Source organism: Acinetobacter sp. YH12039 (assembly GCF_013420015.1).
Classification (GTDB): domain Bacteria; phylum Pseudomonadota; class Gammaproteobacteria; order Pseudomonadales; family Moraxellaceae; genus Acinetobacter; species Acinetobacter amyesii.
The window spans coordinates 45,299-55,493 of the sequence record NZ_VOZA01000021.1; the positions used below are offsets into that span (position 1 = coordinate 45,299).

At 37.8% G+C, this 10,195-nt stretch carries 11 protein-coding genes; 5 read left to right on the top strand and 6 right to left on the bottom strand.

The features are described 5' to 3' along the window. The first annotated feature begins 208 nt into the window (after positions 1-208). Positions 209-1,123: a LysR substrate-binding domain-containing protein gene (locus FTT98_RS10320; protein ID WP_180055915.1), complete on the top strand. Its 915-nt coding sequence runs from the start codon at positions 209-211 to the stop codon at positions 1,121-1,123. A gap of 320 nt (positions 1,124-1,443) precedes the next feature. Here FTT98_RS10320 and map read toward each other — a convergent pair whose 3' ends face one another. After that, positions 1,444-2,238: a type I methionyl aminopeptidase gene (gene map / locus FTT98_RS10325; protein WP_168378636.1), complete on the bottom strand. Its 795-nt coding sequence runs from the start codon at positions 2,236-2,238 to the stop codon at positions 1,444-1,446. Between the two features lie 349 nt (positions 2,239-2,587). Here map and brnQ point away from each other — a divergent pair, with 349 nt between their 5' ends. Together brnQ and FTT98_RS10335 are read left to right on the top strand one after the other, a co-directional pair. Then, entirely contained in the window at positions 2,588-3,880 is a 1,293-nt protein-coding gene (brnQ, locus tag FTT98_RS10330) for a branched-chain amino acid transport system II carrier protein (RefSeq protein WP_180177351.1), read from the top strand. 558 nt (positions 3,881-4,438) lie between these two features. Further along, on the top strand, positions 4,439-4,675 hold the full coding sequence (locus tag FTT98_RS10335; protein WP_078188534.1) for a hypothetical protein: 237 nt from the start codon (positions 4,439-4,441) through the stop codon (positions 4,673-4,675). A gap of 274 nt (positions 4,676-4,949) precedes the next feature. Here FTT98_RS10335 and FTT98_RS10340 read toward each other — a convergent pair whose 3' ends face one another. Further along, a complete protein-coding gene (locus FTT98_RS10340; protein ID WP_180055914.1) occupies positions 4,950-5,411 on the bottom strand; it encodes a hypothetical protein in 462 nt (153 codons plus the stop codon). Positions 5,412-5,585: 174 nt separating this feature from the next. Here FTT98_RS10340 and FTT98_RS10345 point away from each other — a divergent pair, with 174 nt between their 5' ends. Both FTT98_RS10345 and FTT98_RS10350 read left to right on the top strand, forming a co-directional pair. After that, positions 5,586-6,446, top strand: coding sequence for an alpha/beta fold hydrolase (locus tag FTT98_RS10345; RefSeq protein ID WP_180007848.1), 861 nt, complete (start codon positions 5,586-5,588; stop codon positions 6,444-6,446). A 216-nt stretch (positions 6,447-6,662) separates the two neighbouring features. Continuing rightward, on the top strand, positions 6,663-7,148 hold the full coding sequence (locus FTT98_RS10350) for an Lrp/AsnC family transcriptional regulator (protein WP_078188537.1): 486 nt from the start codon (positions 6,663-6,665) through the stop codon (positions 7,146-7,148). 85 nt (positions 7,149-7,233) lie between these two features. On the opposite strand, the gene FTT98_RS10355 is transcribed toward FTT98_RS10350, so the two are convergent. The 4 genes from FTT98_RS10355 to gltS all read right to left on the bottom strand — a co-directional run bounded on the left by FTT98_RS10355 (position 7,234) and on the right by gltS (position 10,033). Continuing rightward, positions 7,234-7,446, bottom strand: coding sequence for a hypothetical protein (locus tag FTT98_RS10355; protein ID WP_168378640.1), 213 nt, complete (start codon positions 7,444-7,446; stop codon positions 7,234-7,236). After that, a complete protein-coding gene (locus FTT98_RS10360) occupies positions 7,443-7,655 on the bottom strand; it encodes a DUF4177 domain-containing protein (RefSeq protein WP_168378641.1) in 213 nt (70 codons plus the stop codon). The genes FTT98_RS10355 and FTT98_RS10360 overlap by 4 nt, the downstream gene beginning before the upstream one ends. A 203-nt stretch (positions 7,656-7,858) precedes the next feature. Beyond that, positions 7,859-8,716, bottom strand: coding sequence for a tetratricopeptide repeat protein (locus tag FTT98_RS10365; RefSeq protein ID WP_180177352.1), 858 nt, complete (start codon positions 8,714-8,716; stop codon positions 7,859-7,861). 93 nt (positions 8,717-8,809) lie between these two features. Then, a complete protein-coding gene (gltS, locus tag FTT98_RS10370) occupies positions 8,810-10,033 on the bottom strand; it encodes a sodium/glutamate symporter (RefSeq protein ID WP_180177353.1) in 1,224 nt (407 codons plus the stop codon). Between the last annotated feature and the right edge of the window lie 162 nt (positions 10,034-10,195).

A 10,195-nucleotide genomic window follows, 5' to 3' on the forward strand; every position in this document is an offset into this window, starting at 1 on the left:
TCACATCCTTCAAATTCGGTTATTTAAAAGATGTATACACCACATTTATTGTTTGGTCATGCTAATGTGAAACGATTACAAGGTTAACCCGACTTTAGTCTTGGCAATTTTGCTCAAACTTCTCACATGAAAAACTACAAAACGTGATTGACTTCATGAAACAATTCAAGTTAATTAGCAAAATCGTTGCAAATATGGAATAAGAACAGTGCTGAGTGATCTAGATGATTTTTATTGTTTTGCCCAAGTGGTCGAACATGGTGGTTTTAGTGCAGCAGAACGTGCAACAGATATTCCAAAATCAAAACTGAGTCGTCGGGTCTATAACTTAGAAGAACGTTTAGGTGTCCGCCTGATTCAACGTAGTTCACGACATTTTGCTGTTACAGATATTGGTATGAATATCTACCGCCACGCACAAGTCATGATGAATGCCGCTCAAGCCGCACACGATTTGGTTGATCATCTAAGTACACAGCCGCGCGGCTTAATTAAAGTCAGCTTACCTGTTTCCATCGCGCAAAATGAAATGACCAAAATATTGCCTGAATTTTTAAAGCAATATCCAGAAATTAAAGTGCAAATGATGGTGACCAATCGCCGCGTAGATATCATAAATGAAGGCTTCGATCTCGCGCTACGTGTCCGTTCAAATCTAGACGATGACCCGAACTTAGTTATTCGTAAATTTGAAACGATTGAGCAGCACTTATTTGCCAGTCAGGCCTATCTGAATAAATTTGGTGAACTCAAACAGCCCGAAGATTTATCGCAACATCAAATCTTAAGTATGGCGGATGAGCATCTCGATCAACATATTATTGTGACCGATGCACAGCAGCATCAGAAAAAAATTAAAGTCAACCCAACGGTAATGGGCTCTGACCTATCGATGTTAGCTGCACTAGCCTGCCAAGATTGTGGCGTGGTGTTATTACCCGACAGTATTGTGTCCGATCATGTGAAATCAGGTGCTTTGGTTCATGTATTACCTGAATGGAAAGCTGCACATGGTATTTTCCATGCTGTATATCCATCTCGTCGTGGCTTATTACCGGCTGTACGTGTTTTCATTGATTATTTAGTTGAAAAACTCAGCCAACATGAACACGCTAAATTTTAGGCAAAAAAAAGCTTACCCATGTGATGGGTAAGCGAAAACTTAAAAACTAAGTAAAATCAGAAACTACAGCAGAATCTGTAATCATATTATATAAATAAAATACATCTTTATTAAATCGTTAATAGCTCTAACTGATTTTCAGAGTTATAAGCAAAACCTTATAAATTAAGCTATAGAGAAAACCTCTTAGTCTTAAAACCTATAACGCTCATACACACTACAACTTATTAGACTAAAGTCAAAAAATATACACTTGTACAATTTAATTTAACTTCAATCCTTTAGATACAGCAGATTCAGGATTAAATTCGCGATTTAGCTTAGATTGCAGGATATGTACCTGTACCTTCTGGCCATGGAGATAGCAACTCAAAACCACTATCGGTCACAACCACCATATGTTCCCACTGTGCCGATAAAGAACGGTCTGCAGTAATTACTGTCCAGCCGTCTTTTAATTCTTTAGTTCGCGCTTTACCGCTGTTGATCATCGGCTCAATGGTAAAGACCATGCCTTTTTTCAGAATGACACCTTGACCCGGTTGACCATAGTGTAAAACGCTTGGTTGCTCATGATAAACTTTACCAATCCCGTGACCACAGTATTCACGTACAATGCTGTAGCCTTCACGATGAGCAACTTGTTGAATGGCATAGCCTACATCCCCCAAAGTTGCTCCCGGTTTAACTGCATGAATTCCTGCAACCATGGCTTCGTAGGTAGTTTCCACTAACTTTTTAGCCGCAGGCGAAACCTCACCCACATAGTACATACGACTGGTATCACCAAAATAACCATCTTTAATGATGGCAACATCAATATTGATAATGTCACCATCTTTCAATACAGTTTCTTTCGAAGGAATACCATGACAAACCACTTCATTCGGTGAAATACAGGTGGTTTTGGTATAGCCATAGTAGCCAACGTTGGCAGGAATCACTTTAAGTGTGTTGACGATAAAATCATTACAGATATCGTCTAGATATTCAGTGGTCACGCCCGGCTTGACATACTCCCCGATCATCTCTAAAACCTGAGCAGCTAAACGACCTGAAATGCGTAATTTTTCAATATCTTGCTCGGTTTTAATCGTGATTTTGGAAGCTTTCATCTGAATATCCTCAAATTTGAATACACCGAATTATAGACCTTTTAGATTTTTTTTGTTTTATTCAGCCAATATTTCTGCATTTATTCGGCTTATAGCATCCTATTTAGTGCTGAAAATTAGAACAATTGATTTATATCTGATAAATCTTAATCGCTAAACATATTTCTATAAAAAATTTATATACAATAAATTTCTTTTATTTATCATAAATATAAATAAAACATTATTTTATCTGTCAATATATTCATGATTCGTATTATAAAAACTATCTATACGATTTATAAATTTTGCTCCAAAAACGAGCTTAATTGCACTAAAATTGCCTTTTTTCACAGTTCATCTCCCCTTTATGACAAGTCTTTGTACACGGGATATTGTTGCCTTAGGTTTTATGACCTTCGCACTGTTTATTGGTGCAGGCAACATTATTTTCCCACCAATTGTCGCACAGCAAGCGGGTGAACATGTTTGGTTAGCTGCATTTGGTTTCTTAATCACCGCAGTTGGTCTACCTGTCATCACGATTATTGCTTTGTCGCGTGTTGAAGGTTCTATTCAAGTTTTAAGTTCACCTTTGGGTAAAGCAGCCAGCATTATCCTTACTGTCGCGTGTTACTTAGCTGTTGGACCTTTATTTGCAACACCTCGTACAGCTACCGTTTCTTATGAAATTGGTTTCTCTTCTTATTTTGGTAACGGTGCAAACAGTCTGCTGATTTATAGCGTGATTTATTTTGCATTGGTGACGATTGTTTCACTTTACCCAAATAAAATTTTAGATACCGTAGGTTATTTCCTTTCACCACTCAAGATTTTAGGCCTCGTTATACTGGGTATCTCTGCGTTCTTTATCCCTGCCGGTGTGATTCCACCTGCAATTGATAACTACGTAACTGCACCAGTTTCTGAAGGTGTGGTCAATGGTTATTTAACCATGGATACTTTAGGCGCTTTAGTTTTTGGTATCGTGATCGTAAAAGCCATTACTTCACGCGGCGTAACGGATAATAAGCTCGTCACCAAGTATGCTGTCATTGCCAGTATTATTTCTGGTATTGGACTTACACTGGTTTATATCAGCTTATTCAAACTCGGTATGGGCAGCCATGATATTGCTCCAAATGCAACAAATGGTGCAGTGATCCTGCATGCATATGTACAACATGCTTTTGGTGATATGGGCGCTTATTTCCTATCTGCAATGATTTTTGTTGCATGTATGGTGACCGCGATAGGCTTGACCTGCGCATGTGCTGAATATTTCTCAGAATTGACTAAAATTCCATATAAAGTTTTTGTGTTCATTTTAGTTGGCTTCTCACTGCTTATTTCAAACTTAGGTTTAACCAAACTCATTGCTGTTTCAGTGCCTGTTTTAAGTGCGATTTATCCACCTGCGATTGCAGTTATCCTACTTAGCTTCTGCTCTAAATGGTTTATTTCACCATCAAGAGTTATTGCGCCTGTTACCGCATGTGCGTTTATTTTCGGTATTTTTGATGGTTTAAAAGTAGCTGGTTTCGAAGATGCGCTTCCAAGCTTTATTGCCAATCTACCGCTTGCTCAACAAAATTTAGCATGGCTGATCCCTTCTGTGATTGTGCTGATTATTGCTGCTGTAATTGACAAAGTTAAAAAATAACCTTTTTTGACCTGTCTAAAATCGGAGTTTTACCCGAATGACGATTTTACCTGTGACCAATAATTGTCGAGTTTTATCCAAACTGACTTTTATTTGTCCTACTACAGCGCAATAATCCTAAGTCATTGAACTTTTAAATAAAGTTTTATTTTCATGATGAGAAAAAAAGCCAGCCCTTTGGCTACAAAATATAATAATAGTTAAAATACAAATACTTTCTGCAAAATACACCGTACACAAACTCCATGATTAAGCCCGATTCAGACTGTAAGCTAGGCGGTTTCGTGTCATAAAGCCGATATACCCGTGTTGGTATATATATTGCTTATTCATACATAGATATTATGCATCGACCATTTTACTCACCAGTCAACACCTTTAGATTCATAATATTTAGTATATGAATAAAATGATTATTCTTATACGATGATCTAACATAGTTTTATGACAAAATAATGACATTTGCTATTGAAATACTTCTAGTTTCGAAGTACAACAGTAGTTCAAACCTGACCAAAATCATGGGTTTTGGCGAAACAACAACACGGAGGGGTGGAGATGTTATCAGTACATTTCAAAAAGCAATTCTTCATTAACGCTCTGAAGGCAAATAAGAACATGGTGACCTATACAAGCACCACTATTGCTCTCATGCTGACACTACTTATTCAAGGCTTAATACAAGGAAATTTAAGACCTGAATATTTTGCTTATGCGCTTATTGTCTCTGTAGCCTTTTATTTATGGGCAGTCATTGACCACAAATATCGAAAGCAAAAATCAACAGAATTTTAAGTTAGAAGATGGATGAGGCATCATCCATCTTGAAAAAAGAAAAGATGCCACCCCTACCTTCTCGATCATTCAATCCATTTTAAATAACAATAAAAATAATCCCTAAAATAACCAGAAAATCATCAGCCTTTTCTCATGAATTTTCGATTCTATTTAACTTAAAATTTTGTTTATATAAATTCTTCTACCGAACAATCGCCTGCACTTTAAAAGCTTTTATCTCCTGATTAGCCTCCAATCTAATTGGTACTATTTATGATTGATATTGCTTTGTTTAAAACCAAAATTTAACGATGACTCCGAAGAGCAATCCGAGTGTTGCAATTAACTCGCCTATCACCAATCCAAGCATTGCCATACTCATCATCCATTTAGGTAAATGCCATTTGCCTAAGACGTGCGGGACTTTAAATTGATTGGTGGTATCAGCTAAAAAGCCATGCAGTACATAGCTTAAAATCGAAAAGCTAAAAAAGAACAAATTGATGATTACAAAGAGTAAATTGAGCGCATGAGGAAGTGCTGAAAAATAGGCTAATACCGCCAAAATGAGCGTTGCTGGGGCGTATAACAAACTGCTCCGATGTGCAATATCGACATAATAATGCGCACGTGCCAGTTCAGACTGCCTTATTTGTGCATATTTCCACACACCCGTGAGCATACCTACCCATAAATAAATCCCACTAAAGACTATCGCAATTTTTACTGCACTCGAAAGTTGAAGCATGTCCATTTTTAATTTACATCCATTGTTCAATTACACGCATTATTTTTATCTGTATTTCTTCTCCAATAATACTTACTTCAAACCTGTTATGACATGACTTTAGAGTCATACTCTTTTCAGGTTTCTTTTTGGAACTTGTGTAAATTAGTGACATCGGAACACACCCATGAAGTTTGAATCATGTCATCATCTGAAAAACTCACGATTCATTGCCAAGACGGCTATTCACTGAGTGCGCGCTTTTATCCGCACCAGACAGAGCTCAAACAGGCTTTACCTGTGTTGATTTGTCCAGCTACAGGCATTACCAAGCAATTTTATAATAGTTATGCAACATGGTTGAGCCAACAAGGCTATGACGTTTTAGTTTTTGATTTTCGTGGTATTGGTGAGTCGCTACACAGCCCTTTAAAACAATCGACAGCAAGTATTGTGCAATGGGGGCAGCTTGATATCCCCGCAGCAATCGACGCTTTGATCAGTAAAACGCAGGCGCCTAAAGTCATATTACTCGGTCATAGTGCAGGCGGACAATTATTAGGTATCGTGCCAAATTATGACAAAGTTGCCAAAGTGGTTGCTGTTTCTGGCTCTACGGGACATGTCAAAGATCTTAAAGGTCGCACCAAGCTTTTAGCTCCGGTGATGTTTAATGTGATCTTCCCGATTGCACGCTATACCATTGGCTATGGTCCGACCAATGCGATTGGTATGGGTGAAAATTTACCAAAAGATGTTGCTCGTGAATGGGCTGAATTTTGTAGCAAACCCGGTTATGTCATCAATGCCTTAGGCAAAACTGTTCAGCATGATTTTCATCAACAGGTGAGCTGTCCGATCACTGCCGTATGGAGCTCCGATGACGAAATCGCCACGGAAGCCAATGTCAAAGACTTGCTGCGCTTATACCCGAATGCTTCGACTCAAATGATTGAGTTAAAACCGAAAGAAACAGGTCATAAAGCCATCGGACATATGTTGATGTTTAAATCGTCACATCAAAACCTATGGCCGATCATTGAACAACAGTTACACGCTTAAGTTTTTGCCACTCAGTCAGTAATCCGGCTGAGTGGTCTTTTTATGGTCTGCACAAGATTTTCTACTTTTAGATTCAATCACACTACCTAACACCTTACATATTTTATTTTTCTATCTTTAAAATCTGCACTGAAAGTCCAAGTGTGCTTATTTTCTTCAGCCGACCATTGCAAAAAATGATATAACTATTTTTTCTCAATTATATTCTATTTTGGCATGAGTGAAGCACGACACAACCTCGACAGAATTGATCGCTTAATATTATCCGCATTAAGAGAAGATGGACGACTCACCATAGCCCAGCTTTCTGAACGTGTTGGTCTCTCCTCTTCGCCATGTTGGACACGCTTAAAACGTCTAGAAAATTTAAAAATTATCGATGGTTATACAGCCAACATCAATCCAAAATCGATTGGGATCAATGAATTATTCTTTATTGAAATCACATTAGAACGTCACGATGATGAAATTTTAGATCAATTTAGTGAAACTTTAGCCAATATGCCAGAAGTGGTAGAGGCACATTTAGTCACTGGCGATTACGATTATTTAGTGAAAGTTGCGGTTAAAAATGCTGAACACTATGAGCGTTTTTTACGTAAAAATTTATATTCTATGAAAGGTATACGCCATACCCGCTCCATTTTTGCGCTACGACAATTAAAATCTGCCAGCAGTGCTGACCTTATGATGATTGAGTAATGAGCCAATATAGATTTAATCTATAAGATGACTTTAAAATTTAAGGGCAATTGAGTTCAGCACTCAATCGCCCTATTTATGCGGTCTAATCTATAAAGCCATCTTTTTTCAATTTTTTATCTGTCAAATACTCACGTATGACCAATGTTGCGATAATAATGATGGCTTCTAGAATCGCCACAGTGACGGTTATTTTGGTAAATACTTCGACACTGAGCAACTCAAACCACAACTGAGCGATGGCTAATAACCCCCATAAAACTGAAATAATAAGTGCGCTAAAGACACCATATTTCATATTTCTCTCTCCAAAACAACTACATAAGCTTCACGCTTCCAAAAAAGTAGCATACGGCGGATATCTTTTTCCATCGTAATCACCGCCCAACCTTGCTGCGCATTTTGATTTAAAAAATTGGTGAATTTAACAGGATCAACTTTTGAAGAGCCAAGCAGTAAAGATCCCAGCATGCCTTCTTGATAGATAACAACTTTATATTCTTTCATCAATATAGTTCTTTATGGTTATAGTGAATTGAACAAATGTTCATGGCAAAGTATAGCGATCGCTTTTTCCTAAAACAACCAAGTTTGAAATGTCAATTTACTCAGCATTTTTTTCAATTTTATGCTTTAATATACACAGTATGAGATGAGCCTTATATGAGTATCACGCGAGTGATACGACTAACCCCTAACCATGGGGCTTTTTATTGTTTTCTACTTAGCTCACATTGTTGTATTTCATTGTTCAATTTTGACAAAACAAGACTGTGAATTTCACATGTTTTCACAGGGTCTTGCTGATAAGCCGAATTAAACCATGCAGCAGCTTTTTCAAAATCTTGCTGCACGCCTAGCCCACCCAAATAAAAACTTGCTACGCTAATTTTTCCGTTCAAATCATTTGCTTCCGCAGCCTTTAAAAACCACGGATAAGCCTTTTTATAATCAGGCTTTGCATCAATACCTTGATAATAAATCATACCCAAACGGGACTGATATTGAGCCAAGCCTTGTTCAGCCAACAACATCGTTGGCTTTTCAGCAAGCTGCATATTTTGCTTCGTATAGTAATAATAGTCGGCCAATTGTTCGATATCTTCTTGCTTGCCTTTATTTGCAAATTCAATTAAAAGACTTTCCAATTTTTTCTCATTCCTTGGAATGAGTTCATATTTATTCATGATCAAAAGCATACGCTTTGAATCTTCTAAATTTCTTTCAGCACCAATCTCAAACCATTTTGCAGCTTCTACATAATCTACTTTTACACCGACACCTTTGTAATATATCAATCCCAAATTTTGATTTGCAGAGCGGTGCCCTAAGGCAGAAGCACTTTTATACAACGCTATGGCTTCGGGCAGATTAATCTCCACACCTTCTAGCCCCATATGTTTCAGTACAGCCAAATCATACAGCGCCTGTTTATCGTTATTTTTCGCTTGAATGATGGTCTTTTGGACATCAATTTCGGCTGAAAAGGTTATAGAAAATGGAAGTGCTGTTAATACAAATAGCATGAACAATTTGATGTAAGGTAAATGATATTTTAAAACTTTCATTGTTTATTATTCTTAATCAATAAGATGGTGAAAAATGAAATGCTAAAGCACTCTATCTAGATGCTTTAGCATTTTTTAAAGCTATATATAGTATTAACCAAAGAAGCCTATCGTTGCCTGAATGACCACAGCATTGACAATATCTACAAAGAATGCCCCTGTCAAAGGAATAATCAAAAAGGCTTTATGTGATGAGCCATAGGTATTAGTCACTGCCTGAATATTGGCAATCGCTGTCGGTGTTGCACCCAAATTTATACCACATTGCCCTGCACAAAGTACGGCTGCGTCATAGCTTTTTCCCATGATCTTAAAAGTTACAAAGTACAGATACAGTGCTAAAACGAGGGTTTGTACCAGTAAAATAATCACCAGCGGGCCTGCAAGATCTGCCAATAACCAGAGCTGCAATGACATCAGCGCCATGGATAAAAATAATGCCAAGGATGCGTTACCAAATACATCGATACAGCGATCAAACATTTCAATTTTAAAGCCAAGTTCAAGGGTGTTTCTTAAAAATACACCACACGCTAAAGCCCAAACGAAGGTAGGTAATTCAAACCACTGTCCACGAGCAAACTCTGTCATGAAATAAGCAAAGCTGATACAGATGGCAAACATCCCCATCGTTTTGACGGCATCATCTGCGGTAATTAAACGAGTTTTTTCAGGATATTCGAAAGGCGCCGTTTCAGATGCAGGCGGTGCTTCATTACGTCCTGTTGTCGGTACAAGTTCTTCTGCCAACTGAAAACGGCGGATGAGGAATTTCGCCACTGGCCCGCCCATCATGCCACCAATGACTAAGCCGAATGTTGCACTTGCCATACCGAGTACGACTGCGCCTTGTATACCATGATCTTGTTCAAAGACTGTGCCCCATGCACCTGCTGTACCGTGACCGCCAGTTAATGTGACTGAACCTGTAATTAAACCGATGAGCGGATCTAATCCTAAAATTTTGGCTAAACTGATACCAACGATGTTTTGCAGCATGACAAATACAATCACACAACCTAAAAACAGCACCAGCGCCTTTCCGCCTTCTTTGAGTTTTCCAAGACTTGCGCTCAAGCCTACCGATGTAAAGAACATCAGCATGAATATTTGCTGGATTTTGGCATCAAAATTTACGGTGATATTAAAGTTTTTAAATAATATAAATGTGATAATCGCAGCGACCAAACCGCCTGCTACAGGTTCAGGAATGTTGTATTTTTTCAGGATGGAAATTTTGTGTACGAAGAAATAACCGATAAATAAAACCAAAACCGCCACGACAATTGTCAAAAAAGCATCTAGCTCATAATTCATAATTTAATCTTAAGTGCTCAATTTTATTTATCTTTTTCTTTGTACACGACAAAAAAAGATAACTCATTGAAATAATGGCATAATACTTGTTTTCTGACGACGAATATGATGACACATTTCAATGAGTTACATCTCATCTTAAACAAATATCTAAAGTGGAAC